The sequence below is a fragment of the Elioraea tepidiphila DSM 17972 genome (genome assembly GCF_000378465.1).
GTDB classification, from domain to species: Bacteria; Pseudomonadota; Alphaproteobacteria; order Acetobacterales; family Acetobacteraceae; genus Elioraea; species Elioraea tepidiphila.
Genome location: NZ_KB899919.1, coordinates 95275 through 116437 on the forward strand (window position 1 = coordinate 95275; position 21163 = coordinate 116437).

General features: G+C 71.2%; 21 protein-coding genes. 4 read left to right on the forward strand and 17 right to left on the reverse strand.

The annotated features are described in order from the left end of the window. Positions 1 to 97 precede the first annotated feature (97 nt). From pqqB to pqqE, 4 genes are read left to right on the forward strand one after another with little or no spacing between them, the layout of a single operon-like run. A complete protein-coding gene (pqqB, locus tag F563_RS0109570) occupies positions 98 to 1015 on the forward strand; it encodes a pyrroloquinoline quinone biosynthesis protein PqqB (protein WP_019014448.1) in 918 nt (305 codons plus the stop codon). After that, positions 1012 to 1758 carry a pyrroloquinoline-quinone synthase PqqC gene (gene pqqC, locus F563_RS0109575; protein WP_019014449.1) on the forward strand — a complete coding sequence of 249 codons (747 nt, stop codon included), beginning with the start codon at positions 1012 to 1014 and terminating at the stop codon, positions 1756 to 1758. Before pqqB ends, pqqC begins: the two co-directional genes overlap by 4 nt. Then, the gene (gene pqqD, locus F563_RS0109580) at positions 1755 to 2033 is read left to right on the forward strand and encodes a pyrroloquinoline quinone biosynthesis peptide chaperone PqqD (protein WP_019014450.1); all 279 of its coding nucleotides are present in this window, start codon (positions 1755 to 1757) and stop codon (positions 2031 to 2033) included. Before pqqC ends, pqqD begins: the two co-directional genes overlap by 4 nt. After that, positions 2030 to 3154 carry a pyrroloquinoline quinone biosynthesis protein PqqE gene (gene pqqE / locus F563_RS0109585; protein ID WP_019014451.1) on the forward strand — a complete coding sequence of 375 codons (1125 nt, stop codon included), beginning with the start codon at positions 2030 to 2032 and terminating at the stop codon, positions 3152 to 3154. Before pqqD ends, pqqE begins: the two co-directional genes overlap by 4 nt. Here pqqE and F563_RS0109590 read toward each other — a convergent pair. From F563_RS0109590 to F563_RS0109670, 17 genes are all read right to left on the reverse strand, one after another. After that, a complete protein-coding gene (locus F563_RS0109590; RefSeq protein WP_019014452.1) occupies positions 3138 to 4529 on the reverse strand; it encodes an FAD-dependent oxidoreductase in 1392 nt (463 codons plus the stop codon). The two genes, pqqE and F563_RS0109590, sit on opposite strands and share 17 nt — an antisense overlap. After that, the gene (locus tag F563_RS0109595; protein WP_019014453.1) at positions 4526 to 5122 is read right to left on the reverse strand and encodes a cysteine hydrolase family protein; all 597 of its coding nucleotides are present in this window, start codon (positions 5120 to 5122) and stop codon (positions 4526 to 4528) included. Before F563_RS0109595 ends, F563_RS0109590 begins: the two co-directional genes overlap by 4 nt. Next, on the reverse strand, positions 5119 to 7167 hold the full coding sequence (locus tag F563_RS0109600; RefSeq protein ID WP_019014454.1) for a hydantoinase/oxoprolinase family protein: 2049 nt from the start codon (positions 7165 to 7167) through the stop codon (positions 5119 to 5121). Before F563_RS0109600 ends, F563_RS0109595 begins: the two co-directional genes overlap by 4 nt. Next, positions 7164 to 8900: a hydantoinase B/oxoprolinase family protein gene (locus tag F563_RS0109605; protein WP_019014455.1), complete on the reverse strand. Its 1737-nt coding sequence runs from the start codon at positions 8898 to 8900 to the stop codon at positions 7164 to 7166. Before F563_RS0109605 ends, F563_RS0109600 begins: the two co-directional genes overlap by 4 nt. Then, positions 8897 to 9754, reverse strand: coding sequence for an isocitrate lyase/PEP mutase family protein (locus F563_RS0109610; RefSeq protein WP_026299468.1), 858 nt, complete (start codon positions 9752 to 9754; stop codon positions 8897 to 8899). Before F563_RS0109610 ends, F563_RS0109605 begins: the two co-directional genes overlap by 4 nt. A gap of 2 nt (positions 9755 to 9756) precedes the next feature. After that, positions 9757 to 11142 (reverse strand): MmgE/PrpD family protein, encoded by a 1386-nt coding sequence (locus F563_RS0109615; RefSeq protein WP_019014457.1) that lies wholly within the window; start codon positions 11140 to 11142, stop codon positions 9757 to 9759. 6 nt (positions 11143 to 11148) lie between these two features. Then, positions 11149 to 11850 carry an ABC transporter ATP-binding protein gene (locus tag F563_RS25105; protein ID WP_019014458.1) on the reverse strand — a complete coding sequence of 234 codons (702 nt, stop codon included), beginning with the start codon at positions 11848 to 11850 and terminating at the stop codon, positions 11149 to 11151. Between the two features lie 4 nt (positions 11851 to 11854). Beyond that, positions 11855 to 12607, reverse strand: coding sequence for an ABC transporter ATP-binding protein (locus tag F563_RS0109625; protein WP_019014459.1), 753 nt, complete (start codon positions 12605 to 12607; stop codon positions 11855 to 11857). Then, on the reverse strand, positions 12604 to 13575 hold the full coding sequence (locus F563_RS0109630) for a branched-chain amino acid ABC transporter permease (RefSeq protein WP_019014460.1): 972 nt from the start codon (positions 13573 to 13575) through the stop codon (positions 12604 to 12606). Before F563_RS0109630 ends, F563_RS0109625 begins: the two co-directional genes overlap by 4 nt. Continuing rightward, complete coding sequence (locus F563_RS0109635) at positions 13572 to 14444, reverse strand: branched-chain amino acid ABC transporter permease (RefSeq protein WP_019014461.1); 873 nt, start codon at positions 14442 to 14444, stop codon at positions 13572 to 13574. Before F563_RS0109635 ends, F563_RS0109630 begins: the two co-directional genes overlap by 4 nt. Before the next feature lie 61 nt (positions 14445 to 14505). Beyond that, positions 14506 to 15717, reverse strand: a complete 1212-nt coding sequence (locus F563_RS0109640) for an ABC transporter substrate-binding protein (protein WP_019014462.1) — start codon at positions 15715 to 15717, stop codon at positions 14506 to 14508. A 68-nt stretch (positions 15718 to 15785) separates the two neighbouring features. Then, a complete protein-coding gene (locus F563_RS0109645; RefSeq protein WP_019014463.1) occupies positions 15786 to 16550 on the reverse strand; it encodes an ABC transporter permease in 765 nt (254 codons plus the stop codon). Continuing rightward, entirely contained in the window at positions 16547 to 17302 is a 756-nt protein-coding gene (locus F563_RS0109650) for an ABC transporter permease (RefSeq protein WP_019014464.1), read from the reverse strand. The genes F563_RS0109645 and F563_RS0109650 overlap by 4 nt, the downstream gene beginning before the upstream one ends. Next, the gene (locus F563_RS0109655) at positions 17299 to 18120 is read right to left on the reverse strand and encodes an ABC transporter ATP-binding protein (protein ID WP_019014465.1); all 822 of its coding nucleotides are present in this window, start codon (positions 18118 to 18120) and stop codon (positions 17299 to 17301) included. Before F563_RS0109655 ends, F563_RS0109650 begins: the two co-directional genes overlap by 4 nt. An 11-nt stretch (positions 18121 to 18131) precedes the next feature. Then, a complete protein-coding gene (locus F563_RS0109660) occupies positions 18132 to 19118 on the reverse strand; it encodes an ABC transporter substrate-binding protein (RefSeq protein ID WP_019014466.1) in 987 nt (328 codons plus the stop codon). An 85-nt stretch (positions 19119 to 19203) separates the two neighbouring features. Then, positions 19204 to 20208, reverse strand: a complete 1005-nt coding sequence (locus F563_RS0109665; protein ID WP_019014467.1) for an NADP-dependent oxidoreductase — start codon at positions 20206 to 20208, stop codon at positions 19204 to 19206. Continuing rightward, a complete protein-coding gene (locus F563_RS0109670) occupies positions 20205 to 21134 on the reverse strand; it encodes an ornithine cyclodeaminase family protein (protein ID WP_019014468.1) in 930 nt (309 codons plus the stop codon). Before F563_RS0109670 ends, F563_RS0109665 begins: the two co-directional genes overlap by 4 nt. Positions 21135 to 21163: the final 29 nt, after the last annotated feature.

The window sequence follows — 21163 nt, forward strand, 5'->3', positions numbered from 1 at the left end:
GGAGATCTCCAGCTATCAGGGCGAGTTCGGCGAGGACGACCGCGCCGAGTGATCCCGCCGGCCGCCGCGGGAGACCCCGCGGCGGCCGCCTTCGCGCATGCTGATCCGCATCCTGGGCGCGGGCGCCGGCGGCGGCTTCCCGCAGTGGAACTGCGGCTGCCCGAACTGCGACGGTCTGCGCCGTGGGACGATTCGCGCCAAGCCCCGGAGCCAGGTGACGATCGCCCTCTCGGGCGATGCCGATCGCTGGGTGCTGCTGAACTGCGGCCCCGAGATTCGCTCCCAGATCGAGGCGTTCCCCGCGCTCTGGCCGCGCGCGCCGCGCCATTCGCCGATCGCCGCCATCGCCCTCACCTGCGGCGACCTCGACCACACGCTCGGCCTGCTCTCCCTGCGCGAGAACCACCCCATCACCGTGCTCGCCACCGAAACGGTGCGGCGCGGTTTCGTGGACGGCAATGCGCTCTACCGCACGCTGGAACGCTTCCCCGGGCAGGTGACCTGGCGCCGGCTCGTCGCCGGGCTGGAGGCGCCGCTCGATGACCCCAACCCCGCGCGCGCGATGTTGTTCGCGACCCCTGTGCCCGTGCCGGGCAAGCCGCCGGTGCATCGCGAAGGCCGCGAGGCCCCGAGCGAGGATCAGGCGATCGGGCTGATCGTGCGCGACCGTCAGGGCCGCCGCCTCGCCGCCTTCCCCGGCGCCGGCGGCATCACGCCCGCGATGCGCGCGGCCATGGAGGGTGTGGACGCGCTGATCTTCGACGGCACGTTCTGGTCCGAGGACGAGCTCGCGCGGCCGAAGCTGATGGACAAGCGCGCGGCCGACATGGCGCATCTGCCGATCGGCGGGCCGGACGGCTCGCTCGCCCGGCTTGCGGATCTCGCCGTGGCGCGCAAGCTGTTCGTCCACATCAACAACACCAACCCGATCCTGCGCGAGGACAGCGCCGAGCGGGAACGGGTGGAGGCGGCCGGCTGGACGGTCGCCGAGGACGGGATGGAGATCGCCCTGTGACCGAGCTGTCGCGCGCCCCGCTGCCCAAGGACGCCTTCATCGACTGGCTGCGCCGCGAGGGTGCCCGCCGCTACCACGACCACCATCCCGTGCACATCCGGATGCACGAGGGCACGCTCACCAAGGAGCAGCTCCAGGCCTGGGTGCTGAACCGCTTCTATTACCAGACGCGCATTCCGGTGAAGGATGCGATCATCGTCAGCCGCAGCGAGGATGCCGCCTTCTCGCGCCAATGGGTGCGCCGCATCCACGACCATATCGGCGCCGAGGACGGCGATGGCGGGCTCGCACTCTGGCTGCGCCTGGCCGAGGGCGTCGGGCTCGACCGCGACCGTGTGGCCTCCTGCGTCGACGTGCTGCCGGGCGTGCGTTTCGCCTGCGACGCTTATGTGCAGCTCGTGCGCGAGCGCTCCTTCGTCGAGGCCGTCGCCTCCTCGCTCACCGAGTTCTTCGCTCCCGACCTGATGAGCCGCCGCATCGCCGCCTGGGAGAAACACTACCCCTGGGTCAGCCCCGACATGCTCGCCTATTTCCGCTCGCGCGTGCCGCGCGCGCGCCGCGACAGCGAGGAGGCGATCGAGTACGTCGTCACCCACGCCGACACCTACGCGATGCAGAAGAAGTGCGTCGAGGCGCTGATCACCAAGACGCAGATCCTCTGGCACCTGCTCGACTGCGTCTGGCTCGCCCACTTCGCCGAGCCGCGCATGGCGCCGCCATCCTTCGCCGAGGACGTCTCGTGATCGCGCCCGAAAGCGTCGTCGCGCTCGCGCCCAAGGTGCGGCTGCGCGAGGACCGCATCACCGGCAAGACCGTGCTGCTGGCGCCCGAACGCGGGCTGGAGCTGAACGCCTCGGCCGTCGCGGTGCTGCGCGCGCTCGACGGCACGCGCTCGGTGCGCGAGGTCGCAGCCTCCCTCGCCGCCACGCACAACGCGCCCGCGGACCGGATCGAGGCCGAGGCGATCGCGCTCCTCTCGGCGCTCGCCGATCGCGCGCTCGTCCGGGTCGCGCCATGACCGCGCCGCGCCCCTACACCCTGGTCGCGGAACTGACCTATCGCTGCCCGCTGCGCTGCGGCTACTGCTCCAATCCGCTCGACTGGACGAAGCGGCACGACTCCCTCGCCACCGATGACTGGACCCGCGTACTGACCGAGGCTGAAGCCCTCGGCGTGATGCAGGTGACGCTCACCGGCGGCGAGCCGCTGCTGCGCGACGACCTCGAAACCATCGTCGCCCACGGACGGCGCCTCGAGCTCTACCAGACGCTGATCACCTCCGGCCTGCCGCTCACGCGCGACCGCCTCGCCGCCCTGCGCGACGCCGGCCTCGACGCCGTGCAGCTCTCCGTGCAGGACGCCGACGAATCGCGCTCCGACGCGATCGCCGGCACGCGCAGCTTCGCGCACAAGCGCGAGGTCGCAGGCTGGGTGCGCGCGCTCGGCCTGCCGCTGACGCTGAACGTGGTGCTGCACCGGGCCAACCTCGACCACGTGCCGGAGATCGTCGCGCTCGCCGAAGACTGGGGCGCCGAACGGCTCGAACTCGCCAACACCCAGTATCTCGGCTGGGCGCTCGCCAACCGGGAATCGCTGCTGCCCGACCGCGCGCAGATCGAACGCGCCCGCGCCACGGCGGCCGAAGCACGCGCACGGCTGAAGGGACGTATGGAGGTGCTGTTCGTGCTGCCCGACTACTTCACCGGCAAGCCGAAGGCCTGCATGGACGGCTGGGCGCAGCGCTTCATCGTCGTCGGCCCCGACGGCACCGCGCTGCCCTGCCACGCCGCGCACACGCTGCCGCTGGCATGGTGGAATGTGCGCGAGCACGACCTCGGCACGATCTGGCGCGACAACCCCGGCTTCAACGCCTATCGCGGCGAGCACTGGATGCCCGAGCCGTGCCGCAGTTGCGATCGCCGCACGATCGACTTCGGCGGATGCCGGTGTCAGGCCTTCGCGCTCACCGGAGATGCCGCGCGCACCGATCCCGCCTGCGTGCTCGCACCGGATCACGCGCTCGTCTCGGACGCCAAACCGGGCGAGCCACACACACAGTACCGGCGAGGGGCTCCGCCCCCCGCGCCCCCCGCCAGGGGCCGCAAGGCCCCTGGACCCCGGATCACCGCATCCGGCTGAAACGCGCCGCCTCGCGACCGGCGATCCCGCCCAGAGCCACCGCCGTCAGCAACCCGTTGCCGGAGAGATAGCCAGCGGCACGTGAACCGGAGAGCCCCGCCGCCGCACCGCCGGCCGCGAACAGGTTCGGGAACACACCGCCCGCCTCACGCTTTACCCGCGCGTCGCCACGGATCGCCAGGCCGCCCTGCGTGTGGAAGAGCGCGCCCGTCACCCGCACCGCGCAATAGGGCGGCGCAAGCGGCGCGAGCCCCGTCCAATCGCGCCCGAACCGATCCGGCGCCCCACGCTCCGCCAGCGCCGCCGCCAACGCCGCCTCCGGCACCTTCATCGCCTCCGCCAGCGCCGCAACGCTGTCGGCGCGCACGACCGCGCCCGCCGCCTCCGCCGCGCGGAAATCCTCGAACTGCCGCGCAATCCCCGCGAGCCGCTCGTCGAACACATCCCACGCAACCCCGCCAGGCTGCGCCAGCACCCGCGCCGCCTGTTCCGAATACCCCTCCGACTCGTTGCTGAACCGTTCACCCAGCGCATTCACCTGCACCCCGCCCTGCATGATCACCGCCCAGGTGATCAGGATGCCGTGCGGATGCGCGACCGACCCATGCCCCTGATGCCCGGACAGATGGCGCAGCTCCGCCCCCAGCGCCTCGCCCCACAGCACCGCCTCGCCGCGATTGCCGTCATGCCCGAACCACACCGCCTCGGCGAGCTCCGGAATGTGTCGCCGCACGAGCTCGCGATTGCCGCCATAGCCGTTGCACGCCAGCACCAGCGCGCGGCAGGCAACGCGCTCCTCGCTGCCATCCGGCCGCACGATCCCCACACCACGCACCGTGCCGTCATCCTCGACGAACAGCGTGCGTGCCACAGCCTCGGTGAGCACCGCGACGTCCGCGCGCTCCACCGCCACGCGCAGCCGGTCGATCAGCTCGGCACCGGACCGGCTCGCGAGCCCGTGCATCCGATGCGCGCTGTGCCCCGGATAGAGGAAGTCCGTGACCACCGAGAACGCGAGCCCGTGCGCATCGGCGAGCCACTCCAGCGTGCCGGCAATCCCGCGCGTCACCGCATCGAGCACCGCCTCGTCGGCCTCGCCTTTCGCCTTGCGGCGGATATCGGCGGCGAAGCGCTCGGCGTCATCGTCGATCCCCGCCGCGCGTTGCCAGCGCGTGCCGGCCGCCGGGATCAGCCCGGCCGAGAGCGCGGTCGAGCCGCGCGGCACCGCATCGCGCTCCACCACCACCGGCTCGGCGCCGACCTGCGTCGCCGCCAGCGCCGCCACCATCCCCGCCGCACCGCCGCCGATGATCAGCACCTCGGCCTCGGCGCCGAAGCTGACGCCTGCCGCTGGCGCGACGCTCGGCCCGCTCATCCGAACGCATCCAGCGTTTCGGCGACCGTCGCGATGCGCGCCACCGGCTTGAGCGCCTCGACCGCCACCTCATGCGTGCGCGGATCGAACGCCGCGCAGCCATCCGACAGCAGCGTGCAGGGGAAATCGCGCACCGCCGCGTCGCGCAGCGTCGAGGCGACGCCGCCATTGGTGACGATCCCGGCCACCAGCAGCCGCTCGATCCCGGCCTTGCGCAGCACCCATTCCAGCCGGCTCATGTAGAACGCGCTGTAGGCGACCTTCTCCACCGTGAGGTCGGCCGGTGCGAGTTCGTCCACCAGCGCCTGGCCCCACGAGCCTGGCGCGAAATCGCCCGCGCGCAGGAACGGCCGCAGCGCCTTCAGATGCGGCGAGATGAACGGCTCGCTGGCCTTGCCCGGCACCAGCGTGAACAGCGTCGCCACCACCCAGCCGCCGCCGGCGCGCACCCGTTGCGCCAGCGGCGCGAGCCGCGCGGGCAGGGCCGCGATCTCGGGCGCCGACTGCCCGCCGCGCGCATAGGCGCCCTTGGGGTGGATGAAGTCGTTCTGCAGGTCGCAGAGCAGCAGCGCGGTCGTCGCGAGATCGGTCATGCGCGTGTGATCACCAGGTTGCCGAGACGGTCGACCCGTGCGGCGAGTCCGGGATCGACCACGATCGTCGCATCCGGCTGTTCGAGGATCGCAGGGCCGGCGATCTCGGCGCCGACCGGCAGGTCGAGCCGCGACCACACGGTTGCCTCACGCGCTGTGCCGTCGAACCAGACCGTGCGGGCGCCACGCTCGGCCGCCGCGCGCGAGGCGGTGGCGGGCGGCGCGAGTGTCGCGAGATCGAGCGGCGGCCGCCGGCCGATCGCGATCGTGCGGACATTGGCGATGCGGATCGGAATTTCCGGCAGCAGCCGCGAGAACGCCACCGTATAGGCGGCCTCGAACGCCGTGCGGATCGCCGCGATCGTGACGCCCGCCGCACCACCCGCGAGCCGGAACGGCAAAGGCACCGCCACCGTGTGCGTCTGCCCGACATAGTGCATGTCGGCCTCGAACCGCACCTCCACGCCCTCGATCGGCAGGCCGCCGCGCTCGATCACGCCGCGCGCCTCCTCGCCCGCGGCCACCAGCCGCGCCTCGAGCGCCGCCTCGTCGAGTCCGGCGAGCATCAGGTTCACCGTCTGCACCTGGTCATGGCGCAGATCGGCGAGCACGCAGCCGAGCGCCGAGGTGACGCCGGGGAAGCGGGGCACCAGCGTCGCCTTCAGCCCCACCTCGCGCATCAGCGCACCCGCGTGCAGCGCGCCGCCGCCGCCGAACGGCATCAACGCGAAGCGCGCCGGATCATGCCCTCGCTCGATCGACAGCAGCCGGATCGTGCCCGCCATCTTCGCGTTCGCCACGCGCACGATCGCATCCGCCGCCGCCACCGCATCGAGCCCGAGCGGCGCGCCGATCTGGCGCGCGATCGCCTCCTTCGCCGCCTCGACATCGAGACGCGCGAGCGCGCCGCCGATCGGACGTTCGGCGTTGATCCGGCCCAGCACAACATTTGCGTCCGTCAGCGTCGGGCGGTCGTTGCCGGCACCGTAGCAGACCGGCCCGGGCACCGAGCCCGCGCTCTCCGGCCCGACCTGCAACAATCCCCCGGCATCGACGCGCGCGATCGAGCCGCCGCCGGCGCCGATCGTCGTGATCTCCACCATCGGCGTGCGGATGACGAGGCCGAAATCGATCGCCGCCTGCGCGGCGAAGGCGGGCTGGCCGTTCGCCACCAGCGAGACGTCGAAGCTTGTGCCGCCGAGATCGCCGGTGATCACATCGGGAAAGCCGGACGCGCGCGCGATCGCCGCCGCGGCGATCACGCCGGCGGCCGGGCCGGACAGGGCAGTCCGCACCGGCAGGCTGCGCGCCATCACGGTGTTCATCACGCCGCCGTTCGACTGCACGATGTGGAACCGGCCGCCGAACCCGCCCTGATCGAGCGCGGCTTCCAGCCGGCCGAGATAGGCGCCGACCACAGGTTGCAGATAGGCGTTCAGCGCCGTGGTGCTGGTGCGTTCGAACTCGCGGATCTCCGGCAGGATGTCGGACGAGCAGCAGAGATGCCCGTCGGGCCAGAGCGCGCGCAGTGCCGCCATTGCCGCGCGCTCGTTCGCCGGGTTGGCGTAGGCGTTGATGAACGCGACCGCGATCGCCTCGACGCCGCGCGCGCGCAAGGCACGGCCGGCCTCGATCACCTGCGCCGGATCGATGGCGACGAGTACCGTGCCGTCGGCGCGGGTGCGCTCGTCCACCTCGATCCGCAGGTCGCGGTCCACGACCGGCACGAAATCGCCCCACAGCCCCCAGGTGCGGCGGCGGTCGCGCCGGCGCATCTCCAGCACGTCGCGGAAGCCGCGCGTCGCGATCAGGCCGATGCGCGCCCCCTTGCGCTCCAGCAGCGCATTGGTGCCAACCGTCGTGCCGTGCACCACCGCGGCGAGCCCGGCCACGCCGCCGACGGCATTCAGCCCGTCGATGAAGCCGGCTGCCTCGTCGCCGCGTTTCGATGGCACCTTGCCCGTGCGGAACGTCCCGGTTGCGGGATCGAGCGCGAACAGGTCGGTGAAGGTGCCGCCGACATCCACCCCGACGATCGCGCTCATGCGGCGGCGGCCTTGCGCAGTGCGGCGGTCGCGGCGGCATCCACGCTGCCGTCGGCGGTCACGACCACGGCGTAATCCCGCCGCGCGGCCTCCGCCGAGACGTAACCGAGCCGCACGTCGCGGGCGACGCGCGCGGGATCGCGCGCGTGGGGATCGCCCCAGCCGCCGCCGCCTGGCGTCTCCAGCCGCAGGCGCGCACCCTCGCCGAGCCGAACGCCGAACACCTTCGAGACCATCGGCGGCTGCTCCCAGCCGGCCTCGGTCTCGTAGCCGAACCGGTTCGGCGCGGCATCACCGCCGCCGTTCACGCCGAAGGGCGGGAATCGGCCGCGCTCGCCGAGCAGGAACGCCTCGGCGCCGCGCGCATCATCCACCGCGATCTCGTAGATCGCGCCCAAGCCGCCGCGATGCAGCCCCGGCCCGCCGCTGTCGGGACGCAGCGCCCATTGCGTGAAGCGTACCGGGTACGCAGCTTCCAGGATCTCCAGCGGCGGGATCGTCGCGGTGCTGATCGGGTTGTTGCCGTGGTTCAGCCCGTCGGTCTCCGGGTTGCCGCCGAGGCCACCGCCGAAGAAGCAGAACATCACCCAGCGCGTGGCCGCCTCGCGCCAGCCGCTGATCGAGAGCGCGTTGATGGTCGCGAACGGACCGGCCGTCGCGCGCTCGGGCGCTGCCTGGCCGAAGGCGCGGAACACGGTGTCGATCACGCGCAGGATCGTCTCGGTATAGCCCGCCACCGGCTTGGGCGCGTTCGCCGCCAGGATCGAGCCCTCGGGCACGACGAAACGGATCGGCGCGAGGCAGCCGCCATTCGCCGGCACCTCGGGGAACAGATGCTTCAGCGCGACATAGCAGCAGGCGATCGTGGTGGCGCGGCTGATGTTCAACGGCCCCGCGCAGGCTGGTGCAGAGCCGGTGAAGTCGAGTGTCATCGCCTCGCCCGCGACCGTCATGGCGAGGTGGATCGGCAGCGGCGTATCGGTGATGCCGTCATTGTCGAGAAAGTCCTCGGCGACGTAGCGACCATCGGGCAGGCGCGCGAGTTCGCTCCGCATCAGCGCCTCGGCGCGCGCGGTCAGCGCCGCCAGCGCCTCCGCGACCATGTCCTCGCCGGTCTCGTCGAGCAGCGCATGCAGGCGCCGCTCGCCGAGGTCGAGCGCGTTGATCTGGCCGTTCAGGTCGCCCCAGTTGGAGAGCGGCACGCGCGTGTTGGCCTGCAGGATCGCGACGATCGCCGGATCGACCACGCCATCCCGCATCAGCCGCACGGGCGGGATGCGTACGCCCTCCTGATGCGCATCCGTCGCGCGCGGGTTGTAGCCGCCGGGCACATTGCCGCCGATGTCAAGCCAGTGCCCCACGGAAGCGATCCAGCAGAACAGGCGCCCCCCTCGGAACACCGGCCGCACCAGGCGGAAGTCGTTCAGATGCGTCCCGCCGTCATAGGGGTCGTTGAAAATCCAGGTCTCGCCTGGCTTGGCGCCACCCTCCTTTGCCACCGCCGCGATCACCGCGCGCACGGCAAAGGCGGTGGCGCCGACAAAGATCGGCAACCCGGCACTGCCCTGCACCAGCGTCTCGCCCGTCTCGGCGTGGTAGAGGCCGTGCGAAAGGTCGCGCGCCTCGGCGATGATCGGGTTGAAGGCCGAGCGCGCCAGGGTCGCGTCCATCTCGTCGGCGATCTGCTCCAGCCGTCCCTTGAGCACCGCGAGCGTGACGGGGTCGAGGCTCATGCGTCGTAGCGCTTGCCGAGTGCCAGCATCTCTGGCGTACCGATCAGCTCGTTCAGCCCTGTGAGGTCGAGCATGCGGTCGCGGAACGGCTCGGTCGTGCGGGCGCTTGCGAGCGAGGCGTAGTAGTCGCGCGCGGTCCGGGCGAGCGCGCGCACGATGCCGCCGGGGAAGATGACGATGCGGAAGCCGATCGCCTCCAGCTCGGGGGCGGACAGCACCGGTGTCTTGCCGCCCTCGACCATGTTGGCGAGCAGCGGCCGCGTCCCGCCCAGGGCGGCGGTGACGCGCGCGAGATCCTCCCGCGTGCGCGGCGCCTCGACGAACAGCGCATCCGCCCCCGCCTCGGCATAGGCATGGGCCCGCTCTACGGCCGCCTCCAGCCCCTCGATCGCCACCGCATCGGTGCGCGCGAGGATCAGCGTGTCGGCACTCCGGCGCGCATCGACCGCGGCGCGGATCTTGCCCACCATCTCGGCGGCGGGAACCACGCCTTTGCCGTCGAGATGGCCACAACGCTTGGGAAACGTCTGGTCCTCAAGCTGGATCATGGTGGCGCCCGCACGCTCGAAGGCGCGCACCGTGCGCTGCACATTCAGCGCGTTGCCGTAGCCGGTGTCGGCATCGACGATCAGCGGTGTCGCCACCCGATCGGCAATGCGCGTCACATGATCCGCCACCTCGCTCATCGACACGAGCCCGATATCGGGTCGGCCGAGCCGCGTATAGGCGATTGCCGCACCCGAGACATAGAGCGCCTCGAACCCGGCATCGGCAGCGATCGCCGCGGTGAACGCATCGCACACGCCGGGGGCGAGCACGATGCGCGGTTTGGCCAGACGCTCTCTCAGTCCCATCGTCATCCTGCCAGCAACGCCGTCAACGCGCGCACATCCCGCATCGTGTCGATCGTTTCGACCGCCCGGCGGACCACCGCCGCGCCATCCGTGCCCCAGGTGGGGGCGGCGAGCTCAGTGAACTTCGCGACGACCTCTTCCGGCGGATAGGGCGCCTCGGTGTCGCCGCGGTTCGTGGTCACTTCGCGCTGCACGCGCCGTCCGTCGCGCAAGGCGAGCGTGACGCGCGCCGGGCGGAGGGCAGGCAGGGCAGCGGTGAAGGCCTCGTCCTCGCGCACCGTGACGCGCGCCGCAAGCGCCCGCGTCGCCGCATCCAGGCGCGCTGGATCCCGGAACGATGCAACCGCGGTATTGCCGTTGACGATCAGCGTGGCGAGCGCAAAGGGCAGCGAGAACTTCGCCGCCAGCATGTTGCGGGGCGCGGGATCGTCGAGCTGCGCGGCCCAGACATAAGTGTCCACCTCCAGCGCGGCGACGTCATCCGGCGCGACCGGGCCCGTCTCGGCGAGGATCGCGCCGAGCGCATCGAGCGCGCCGTGGGTGTAGCGGCAGGCGGCGTGGCGCTTGAAGTAGTTGCGTGCGATCTCCCAGCGCGAGCCCAGCTCGTGCGTCATCTCATGGGGACGGAAATCGTCCGCCGAAACGGTGCCGAACACCGTCGCGACGCCATCCGGCTCGCCGACGAAGCCCGCACCGACCAGTTCGACCGCGGTCAGCCCGAGCTCGTTCGCAACGCCGGCGTAGGTGTTCCGCACGGTGCCCCCTTGCAGCATGGTGCGCCGGCTGGTCGCGAGCCCGAGCGTCGAGGCGACGTTGATCGTTTCACGCATCGTCGCCGCGTCCACGCCGGCGAGCGACGCCACCGCGACCGCCGCACCGACGGTGCCCCAGGTGCCGTGCGGGTGCATGGTCACGCGCAGCGTCGAGGCGATGCCGATGCGGGCACCGATCTCGTAGCCGAGCACCAGCGCGCGGATGAGGTCGCGCCCCGAGGCGCCGCGCCGGTCGGCGGCGGCGAGGGCAGCCGGCACGACATGGATCGCCGGATGGCCGCGGCAGTACTGGTTGCCCTCGTCGAGCTCCAGCATGGTGCCGGCGGTGCCATTCAGGAACGCAGCGACCGGCAGCGGCAGCCGCGTGCGCCCACCGATCACGGCGGTGGTCACGCCGCCCGTGCCGTGCAAGTCGGCCATGCGGCACGTGAGCGCGACCATCTCCGGCTCCTGCGCGCCGGCGGCGATCGCGCCGATCGTGTCGAGCAGAACGAGCCGCGCATGTGCCGCCACCGAAGCGGGGATGTCCTGGAAGCGCAGCCCGGCGGCGAAGCGCGACCACCGGTCGAGCCAGGCATCGTCCACGGTGAGTTGGCTGGCGCGGATCACGTTCATCGTTGTTCAGAGCCCGAGATAGGCCCTCTCCAGATCGGGGTTGCGCGCGAGTTCCGCTGCCGGTCCCTGCATCACCACCGCGCCGTTCTCCAGCACATAGGCGCGCACGGCAAGGGCGAGCGACTGCACGACGTTCTGCTCGACCAGCATCACCGCGAGCCCCTCGCCGGCGATCCGCGCGATCAGCGAGAAGAGCTCCTCGACCAGCAGCGGCGAGAGACCGAGCGAGGGCTCATCGAGGATCAGCAGGCGCGGCTCGGCCATCAGCCCGCGCCCGATCGCCAGCATCTGCTGCTCGCCGCCCGACAGCGTGCCGGCGAGCTGCGCGGTGCGTTCGTTGAGCCGCGGGAAGATCGTGAAGACACGCTCCAGATTCGTCGCACGGTTCGCCCGCGCGCGGGCATAGGCGCCGAGCTCCAGGTTCTCGCGCACGGTGAGGTTCGGGAAGATCCGCCGACCCTCCGGCACATGGATCAGTCCGGCGCGCACGATCGCCGGCGGCGCGGCGCGCTCGATCCGAGCGCCCTCGAAGGTGATCGCGCCCGCACTCGCGCGCACCAGCCCCGAGATCGTCTTGTTCAGCGTGGTCTTGCCGACACCGTTGGCACCCAGCACCGCGACCACCTCGCCCGCCGCAACCTCGAGCGAGACGCCGCGCAGCACCGGCACGCCGCCATAGCCGGCGACCACGTCCTCGACGCGCAGCATCGGCTCAGCCACCGCCCTGCACCCGCAGCATGCGCTCGGCCGCGCCGTGGCCGAGATAGGCTTCCACCACCCTCGGGTTGCGCGCAACCTCCGCCGGCGTGCCCTCGGCGATCAGCTTCCCCTGCGCGATCACATGCACACGGTCGCACAGGTTCATCACCGCCTGCATCACATGCTCGACGATCAGGATCGTGATGCCATCGTCGCGGATGCGGCGGATCACCGGGATCATGTCGCGGATCTCGGAGGGGTTGAGGCCCGCGAGCACCTCGTCGAGCAGCAGCAGCGTCGGTTCGGTCGCGAGCGCGCGGGCGAGTTCCAGCCGCTTGCGTCCCGCGACGGTCAGGGCGCCGGCCTGCTGGTCGAGCATCCGCGTGAGCCCGACGCGCTCGGCCACTGCACCAGCGGCAGCGAGCGCCTCCTCGCGCGCGGCATGGCGGAGATAGGCGCCGACCGCGATGTTCTCGCGCACGGACAGTCCGGCGAAGGGTTGGACCACCTGGAAAGTGCGCGCGATGCCGCGCTCGGCGCGCACATGCACGGAGAGATCGGTGATGTCGTCGCCGCGATAGCGCACGCGGCCGGCCGTGGGCGCGAGGAAGCCGGAGATCACCGCGAACAGCGTGGTCTTGCCCGCGCCGTTCGGACCGATCAGGCCGGTGATCGCGCCCTCGGGAACGGCCATCGACGCATCGTCCACCGCGGTCAGCCCGCCGAAGCGCATGGTGACGCGCTCGACCTCCAGCAGCGCGCTCATGCGGCGCGCACCCGCAGGCGCGGGAGGAGACCGAGGATGCCGCGCGGGGCGAAGCCGACGGTGATGATCAGCAGCACGCCGAACAGCACGAGATCCACACCAGGCAACGCGCCACCGGTGAGCGTGGCGATCCAGGTCTTGGTAAGCTCGCCGATGCCGTGCAGCACGAAGGCGCCGAGCACCGGGCCGAACACGGTGCCGAGGCCGCCGATGATCGGCGCGAGCAGGGCCTCCACGGAAATCCACGGCCCATAGGCGATCATCGCGTCGAGATAGAGGAATTTCTGCGCATAGAGGCAGCCGGCGGCGGCCGTGATCGCGCCCGAGAGGGTGATCGCGGCGATCTTGACGCGCAGCACATCGACGCCGAGCGCGCGCGCGGCATCCTCATTCTCGCGCACCGCCACCAGCCGCGCGCCGAACCGCCCACGCTCCAGCGCGCGCACCAGCAGCATCACCGCGCCGAGAAACAGCAGCGTCAGCCAATGGAACGCCGCACGGTCGGCGAACTGGAAGTTCAGCGGATCGACATTCAGCCGGATCAGGATGCCGGCCGCACCGCCCGTCACCGGCAGCACATTGGCGACGATGCGGAACACCTCGGCGAAGGCGAGCGTGACGAGCGCGAAATAGGAGCCGCGCAGCCGCGCCCGGAAGGCGAGGGTGCCGATCACCGCGCCGACCAGCGCGCCGAGCCCGATCGCGATCGGCAGCGCAAGCCAGGGGTTGAGGCCGAGCCGCTCCTGCAGGATCGCGATCGCGTAGGCGCCGGTGCCGAAGAAGCTGGCATGGCCGAAGCTGAACTGCCCGCCATAGCCGCCGAGCAGGTTCCAGCCCTGACCCGCGAGTGCGACGATCAGGGTGAAGATCAGGAAGTTCTGCATCGTGCCGGAAGTGAAGACGACCGGCAGCACGGCGAGGACGGCGAGCACCGCGAGGATCGCGGCGTAGGGGCGGAGCGCGCTCATGCCTTCGCTCCGAACAGTCCGGTCGGGCGGATCAGCAGCACCAGGATGAAGATCAGGAAGATGCCGATCTGGCCCAGGCTCTCGCCCATGAACAGGCCCGACAGGCTCTCGACCACGCCGATGAACAGCCCGCCGAGCAGCGCGCCCGGGATCGAGCCCATGCCGCCGAGCACGACGATGGTGAAGGCGACGAGCACGAAGGCATTGCCGATGCGCGGGTTCACCAGGAAGGTCGGCATCAGCAGCGAGGCCGCGACCGCAAGGCACGCCGCGCCGAGGCCGAAGGTGACGGCGTAGATATGGCCGACATCGATGCCGACGAGCGCCGCCCCGGTCTTCTCCTTCGCCACCGCCCGGATCGCCTGGCCGGTTGTGCTGCGCGCGAGGAACAGCCACAGCAGCAGGGCCACCAGCAGGACGCCGAAGACCGCGATCACGCGCGGCAAGGAGAGGAACAGCGTGCCCACCTCGATGACCGAGAACCCGTAAGGCACGTCGATCGAGCGCGTGTCGGAGCGGAACCAGGCCAGCAGCGCGTTCTCGATGATGATCGCGAGGCCGAGCGTGACCAGCAGGATGTTGCCGTCATCGCCGTGGCTCGCCGGCCCGATCACCAGCCGCTGCACGGCGTAGCCGAGCGCGAACAGGCCGGGCACGGTGACGATCATCGCGACATAGGGGTCGAGCCCGGCGGCACCGTGCAGGACATAGACCGCGAACATCGCCGCGGTCAGCGTCGCGCCATGGGCGAAGTTGATGATGTGCAACACGCCGTAGACCAGCGTCAGCCCGAGCGCGATCAGCGCATAGACCGAGCCGGTCATCAGCCCGTTCAGTACGGCGGTGAGCAGGATCTCGGGCGAATACATCACGCGCCGTGCAGGGGATTCGGAGGGCGGGCGGGGCGTCTGCCCCGCCCGTTGCGCACCGTCAGGCCGCCGGGAACACCGGCTGGGCGTCGGCAAACTCGCGCGGGAAGATCAGCTTGATGTCGCCGCCCTGCACCTGCGTGTTCACCGGCCGCGCCCCCATGTTCTGGCCGTTCTCGAACTTGGTCGGGCCATAGGGCATGATGTGGTCGGCGAAGGTCGAGGCAGCGAGCGCCTCGATGATCTTCACGCGGTCGGTCGAGCCCGCGCGCTCGATCGCGTCGGCGAGCAGCCGGACGCAGGAGTAGTTCAGCGGAATGTTGTAGAGCCAGAACCGGCCCGTAGCCTCGGCGGCAGCACGCACCTCGGCGGTCTTTGGCTTGCGTGGATCGGCCCAGTGGTTGCAGTCCATGATGTGGTTGGCGGCGTCCGGGAACTCGCGCACGAAGCGGAAGTTCGAGGCCGCACCGTTCAGCACCGCGTAGATGCCGACCTTCGGACGGATGCGCTGCTGCTGCATGGTGCGCGCGAGGAGGACGAACTCGCCGTAGTAGGACGAGGGGATGATCAGGTCGGGCTGGAGGGCGCGGATGCGGAGCGCCACGTTCGACATGTCGCGCGAGGGCGTGGGATGCGCGATCGTCTCGAGCACGCGGAAGCCGCGCTCGGGCAGCTGGGTGTTGAGCAGCCGCGCCATGCCGGAGCCGAACAGCCCGTCCTCGTGCACGATCACGGCGGTCTGCGCGGGCTTGCCGGCGGCCTCGTTGATCGCGACCAGGTTGTCCAGCGCGGTGCGCGTCACCGTGCCGAAGCCCGGCGCGAAACGGAAGGTGTTCTTGAGCCCGCGCGTGACGATCTGGTCGGACACGCCGACATCGACGATGTAGGGGATGTCGTAGCGCGATGCCGCCTGGGTGGTGGCGAGGCAGATGGGCGAGGCGAAGCGGCCGACGATCGCCGCCACCCCTTCGCCCTGCATGCGCTCGACCTCGGCCACGCCGCCCTCGGGCGTCGAGCGGGCGTCGCCGAACACCATCTGGATCTGTGCGCCGCCGAGCGCCTTGATGCCGCCCGTCCGGTTGATCTCGTTGATGGCGATCTCGGCGCCGAGCCGTCCGTGCTCGCCGTCCTGGGCGAGCGCGCCGGTGACGGGCTGGATGATGCCGATCTTCACAGCCGCCGGTTGCGCGCGCACATGGGGCGCGGCGAGCGGCAGGGCGGCGCTGGCGGCAAGCAGGCTGCGGCGGCGGATGCCGGGGGCGGTCTTTGTCATGTCTTGGGCCTCTCCCAGATGAGCCATGGCGTATTTATGCCGCGCCGGGCCAGCCGGGAACCCCCCCCTCAGGCACGGATGGTGCGGCGGTGCAGGGCGCGGTCGATCTTCAGCAGGATCGCGCTGACCGTGGCAGCGAACACCGCGAGCAGGAAGGCGGCCGCCATGATGGTCGGCACGTCGTTCAAGCCGATCGCGTTGATCAGCACGAAACCGACGCCGCGCTGCGAGGCGAACATCTCGCCGATCAGCACGCCGAGCAGCGTGAGCGCGAAGCCCACACGCTGGCCGGACACGATCTCGGGGAGCGCCGCCGGCAGCCAGACCGTGCGGAAGGCCTGCCACGGGGTGAGCCGCAGCGTGCGCGCGACCTTCAGATAGACGGGGCGGATCGTGCGCACGGCGTTGAGCGTGAAGATGGTGACGGGAATGATCCCGTGGATCGCGCCGAACGCGACCTTGGCGGGAAGCCCCAGCCCGAAGATCAGCAGGATCACCGGATAGAGCGTGATCTTCGGCAGGGCATAGAGCGCCACCAGGATCGGCTCGGCCACCTGGCCCGCGAGCCGGCGCACGCCGAGCCAGGTGCCGAGGCCCAGGCCGCCAAGCGCGGCCAGCAGCAGCGCATAGCCGAGCGCGGTCAGGCTCTCGGTGACGTGGCCGTGGAAGCGCCGGCTCTGGAGCAGTTCCTGGGCGCGGGCGAGCGTCTCGGCCGGGCCGGTCAGCGCCTCCTCGCCGGCCCAGCGCGAGAGCAGCCACCACAGCAGCACCAGCCCCGCGAGCAGGGCGAGGCTGTCGCCGTACCGCTTCCAGGCCGGCGCGCGCTCCGTCATCGCGCGAGGCCGCGGCGGCGCAGCATGCGCTGCTCGATCGTGTGCAGCACCATGTTCACCGCGGTGACGCTGACCAGGATGAACAGCATGAGCGCATACATCTTCGGCGTGTCGAAGTTGTTGTAGGCATAGGAGATCGCGAAGCCGAGCCCCGCACCGGAAAGGATGAACTCGGACGCGATCACGCCGATGAACGAGTAGGCGACGGCGAGCTTGATGCCCGTGAACAGATAGGGTGTCGCGGCGGGAAACTTGATGATCAGCGCGATCGACACCGGGTCCATGCGGGAGAGCCGTGCCACCTTCAGCGCGACGCGCGGCACGCGGTCGAGCCCGTTCAGCGTGGCGATGATCATCGCGACCACGCCGAACAGGAAGCCGATCACGATGATCGGCAGGTCCGACATGCCGAAGATCACGATCAGCAGCGGGTAGAAGACGAAGAACGGCACCGCGTAGTAGGTGGCGAGCAGCGGGTCGAGCGCGCGCCTGAGCCGCGGTGCGGCGTGGATCAGCAGACCGAGCACGAAGCCGCCGGCGACCGAGAGCACGAAGGCGGCGGCGACGTTCGACACCGTCTTGGTGATGTCGGGGACGATCTCGCCCGAGGCGATCAGCCCCCAGAGGGCCGCCGCCATCGCGGTTGGCGGAATGATGGTGTGCCGGCTGACCAACCCGGCCTGCGTGACGAGTTCCAGGGCCGCGATCGCGCCGAGCACGATCGCGGTCCGGATCCAGCCCGCGCGCGTCATGGCGCGGCCCCGAGCGCCTTCAGGCTCTCGCCGCGCAGGGACGACCAGAGCCGGGCCGTGACCTCGCCGAACGCGGCGTCGGAGACGATGGTGGAGTCGCGATCGCGTGGCCAGCCGGTCGCGACCATGTCGATGAAGCGGCCCGGCCGCGCGCTCATCACGCCGATCCGGTCCGACAGCATGGCCGCCTCGTCGAGCGCGTGGGTGATCAGCAGTACGGTCGCGCCGGTGTCGCGCCAGAGCCGCAACAGCTCGTCGCCCATCAGCAGCCGCGTCTGCTGGTCGAGCGCGCCGAACGGCTCGTCGAGCAGGATGAGGCGGGGCTGCAGCACGAGCGTGCGCGCGATGCAGACGCGCTGGCGCATCCCGCCCGAGAGCTGCGCCGGATAGGCGCGCGCGAACCCGGTGAGGCCCATGAAGCCGAGCGCGTGATCGACGCGGCGCGCGGTCTCGGCGCTGTCGATGCCAGCGCGGCGCAGCCCGAACGCCACGTTGTCCCAGACCGACAGCCACGGGAACGACGCGTCCTCCTGGAACACCACGCCGACGCCGTCGGGCGGGCTGCCGCGCACGGCGCTGTCCTCGAACATCACCGAGCCCTCGGTCGGCGCGGACAGTCCGGCGAGGATCTCGAGCAGCGTCGATTTGCCGCAGCCCGATGGGCCGACCACGGCGAAGAATTCGCCGCGCGCCAGATCGAGGTCGAGCGGCCCGAGAGCGTGGACGGGCGCCTGGCCTCGATCGGCAGGCGGAAAGATGCGGGTCACCCCGCGCAGCACGGCATGCGCGGCGCCGGCCCGGGTACCCGGGCCGGCCATGGTCGCGAGCCTCAACCCGTCGCCTGGAGGTCAGGCGGCAGGAAGCTGCGATCAACCAGCGGCGCCCAGTCGATCGGACCGTCCACCTCGCCGATGATGCGCAGGCCCTCGACCATGTTGTCGAGCGCCTTGGTGTCGATGTTGCCGCGGCTCCAGTAGCCGACATCGACCATGTTCTTCACTGCGCGCACGCCGAGCTCGCGCGGGAGTTCGTAGGCCTCGGCGAAGATCTTTCCGCCCTCGTCCGGGTTGGCGTAGAGGAAATCGACACCCTTGCGGCGGCCGGCGATGATCGCGCGGAGCTTCTGGGGCTGCTCGCGGATGAACTGCGTGGTCGTGATGCCGACGGTCTGGGTCATCGGCGGCAGCACGTCCTTGACGAAGAACAGCGGGCGCCAGCGCGCATGATCGCGCGCCCAGATCGGGTCCATGATCGGCGCAGCCTGCACGCCGCCCTGACGCAGCGCGGTGAGACCCGCGCCGATGCCGCCGGTGCTGACGCGCTCGACCTTGCTCAGGTCCACGCCCGAGGCGGTCAGCGACATGATCACCAGCATCTCGGTGACCGATTTCGGGCTGGTATAGGCGATCTTGTGGCCTTCGAGATCCTTGATCGTGCGGATCGGGCTGTCCGGCGTGGTGACCCAGAGGATGTCGGCGACCGTGGCCGCGCCGGCATTGACGATCTTGATCTCCAGCCCCTCGCGCGCGGCGGCGACCGCGGCGGCGAGCGACACCTCGCCATAGGGCAGGCCGCCGGCGAGCACGTTGCGCACCGTGGTGCCGCCGCCCTTGCTGGTCAGGATGCCGGTGATGTTGACGCCCGCCTCGCGGAAGAAGCCCTTCTCGATCGCCACCGCATAGGGCGCGCCATACATCAGCACGCCCCAATGGGTGACCGAGATCTCCTCGCCGCGGCCCTGCGCGGCCACAGGCAGGGCGAATGGCGCGAGGGCTGCGCCGGCCACCAGGCCACGGCGTCCGATCGTGATGCTCATCAGGTCCTCCCTTCGGCCGTGCGCTGATTGCCGGCCCTGGTTGGTAGAGGTAGGGCGACGGGCGCGGCAGGGCAAGCGCGCGGCCTCAGTCGGGCAGGCGGACCAGCAGCTTGCCGAAGTTCTTGCCCTGGAGCAGGCCGATGAAGGCCGCCGGTGTCGCCTCCAGCCCCTCGACCACATCCTCGCGGTACTTGAGCCGGCCGTCGCGCAGCATCGGGACGGCGAGTGCCCGCCACTCGCCGAGCCGCTGCCACTGGTCGGAGACGATGAAGCCCTGGATGCGCAGGCGCTTTCGCACCACCGGGCCGAGATTGGGGCCGGCCGGGGGATCGGCGTCGTTGTACTGCGCGATCATGCCGCACATCACCATGCGGCCGAAATCCCGCAGACGCGGGAACACCGCCGCTTGCAGCGCGCCGCCGACATTCTCCCAGTACACGTCGATGCCGTTCGGGCATGCGCGGTCGAGCGCCGTGCCGAGATGGTCGGCGCGGTGGTCGATGCAGGCATCGAAGCCCAGCGTCCCGGCGACGAAGCGGCACTTGTCGGCCCCGCCCGCGACCCCGACGACGCGGCAGCCGGCGAGCTTGGCGATCTGCCCCGCGACCGCGCCGACCGCGCCGGACGCCGCCGAGATCACCACGGTTTCGCCCGCTTTCGGCTGGCCGATATCGCTCATCCCGACATGCGCGGTGAGCCCCGGCATGCCGAGCACGCCGAGCGCGGTCGAGACCGGCGCCTCGGCGGGATCGAGCTTGAGGAGCTGCTTGCCCGGCATCACCGAATGCGTCTGCCAGCCGAACCCGCCGAGCACGATGTCGCCCGGCGCGAAGCGGGCGTCGCGCGAGGCGAGCACGCGTCCGACCGTGCGGCACTCCACCACGCCCCCGATCGGCACCGGCGCGGCATAGGACTTCGCATCCGAGAGCCGGCCGCGCTGATACGGGTCGAGCGAGAGGTAGAGGTGCTTCAGCACCACCTCGCCCTCGCCCGGTTCCGGCACCGGCACGTCCTCGAACGCGAAGTCGTCCGGCGTCGGCATGCCGACCGGGCGGCGCTTCAGCACGATGCGGCGGTTCGTTTCCGTCATGCGTCCTCCTGGAGTGCGAGCTCGGCGGCGATCAGGTCGAGGGCGGCGAAGCCGACGGACTTGAACACGGTGATGTCGTCGCGGCCGCGCGCCGGCGGGCCGCTGCGGACCAGCTCCGCAAGGTCGGCCTCGATCGAGGATTCGGTGATGAGGCCGCCCGCGATCGCCTGCGCGACCTCGCCGCCCTTCAGCAGGATGGAGGCGCGATCGTCGGCGAAGAGACGCGCGCGCGGCATCAGCGCGGGCTCGGCCTCGGCCATCGCCGGGGTGAAGGCGCCGACCAGCGAGAGATGCGTTCCGGGGCGCACCGCATCGGCGCGGATGATCGGTTGTCTGGCGGTGGTGGCGGCGACGACGGTGTCGGCTTCGGCGATCGCCGCGTCGAGATCGGGCGCGGCGGACGCCGTGACGCCGTCGGCACGCAGCCCGGCGGCGAGCGCCTCGGCCTTGGCGGGCGTGCGGCCCCAGACCAGCACGCGTGCGAGGTTCGGCTGCGCGGCGAGATGCGCGCGCGCGAGTGCGGGAGCGAGCGCGCCGGTGCCGATCACCAGCAGCGTCCTGCAATCCGGCCGCGCGAGCAGCGCCGCGCCGAGCCCCGAGGCGGCCGCCGTGCGCCGTACCGTCAGCACGACACCATCGAGGATCGCGCGCAGCCGCCCGTCCCGCTGGTCGAACACGGTGACGCTCGCGTCCAGCGCCGGGCGTCCGGCCTCGGCGTTGCGCGGATAGACGGTGACGAGCTTCACCACCATCAGCCCCCGCTCGCGCCAGGCGGGCATCAGCAGCAGCGCGTCACCCTGCCCGGTCGGGTCGAGGATCAGCCGCTGCGGCGACGCGAGCTTCTCCGCAAGGCGCGCGCGCAGCGCCGCGATCAGGGCCGGGTACGGGGTGAGGCGTTCGAGTTCGGGTCCGTCGATCACGCGCATGGGCCGAGGATGCGCGGTGGCTTCCGCGT